Origin of the sequence: Neobacillus drentensis (assembly GCF_036965245.1) — a bacterium.
In the GTDB taxonomy this organism is placed as follows: Bacteria; Bacillota; Bacilli; order Bacillales; family Cytobacillaceae; genus Neobacillus; species Neobacillus drentensis_G.
Genome location: NZ_JBALPG010000167.1, coordinates 9,467 through 10,174 on the forward strand (window position 1 = coordinate 9,467; position 708 = coordinate 10,174).

Here is a 708-nt window from a genome sequence, read left to right on the forward strand (position 1 = left end):
GCGTTAGCTTTTTCGAGGACCGCCCTGTAGCGAGCCAAATTTGCTAAACGGACGCTTGTGCTTTTATATTCCAACTTAACTTCTTATTGAATTTGAACCTTCCTACCTATATTATAAAATCTAAATACATAATTATTTACGGGAGTTGGTAGGACTATGTTTGAAGATTTCACAATTAGAAATGCAGAAATAAATGATTTACCAGCCATAGTAGACATTTACAATTCAACCATTCCCGGGAGATTGGTAACAGCTGATTTAGAGCCAGTTTCAGTAGAAAGCCGGATGCAATGGTTCAACGAACATTCTCCTGCTTTTCGTCCATTATGGGTTTTAGAGATGAACGACAGGATTTGCGGGTGGGTAAGCTTTCAATCATTTTATGGCAGACCTGCATATAATAACACAGCAGAAATCAGCATCTATATTGATCAAAATTTCCGCGGCAAGAAGCTAGGGAAATTTCTCATTCAAAAGGCGATCGATGCCTGTCCAAAGCTTGAAATCAAGACTCTTCTTGGTTTTATTTTTGGTCATAATCAACCAAGTATTAAACTTTTTAATAGCTTTGGTTTTGAAAAGTGGGCACACCTGCCAAATGTTGCAGAACTGGATGGAATTGAAAGAGACTTGCTTATCCTTGGCAAAAAAATAGTTTAACCACTTAAATAAAGCAGTGATGTTGTTTAAACAATTACTGCTTTATTT

The 708-nt window shown here is 36.9% G+C and carries 1 protein-coding gene; it reads left to right on the top strand.

Going from position 1 to position 708, the window contains the following annotated elements:
• The first annotated feature begins 156 nt into the window (after positions 1–156).
• On the top strand, positions 157–660 hold the full coding sequence (locus tag V7150_RS24020) for a GNAT family N-acetyltransferase (RefSeq protein WP_335523270.1): 504 nt from the start codon (positions 157–159) through the stop codon (positions 658–660).
• The last annotated feature ends 48 nt before the right edge of the window (positions 661–708 follow it).

Bases quoted from the DNA above. Each gene is read 5' to 3' on its own strand.
- V7150_RS24020 (WP_335523270.1), top strand. From the start codon at position 157: ATGTTTGAAGATTTCACAATTAGAAATGCAGAAATAAATGATTTACCA.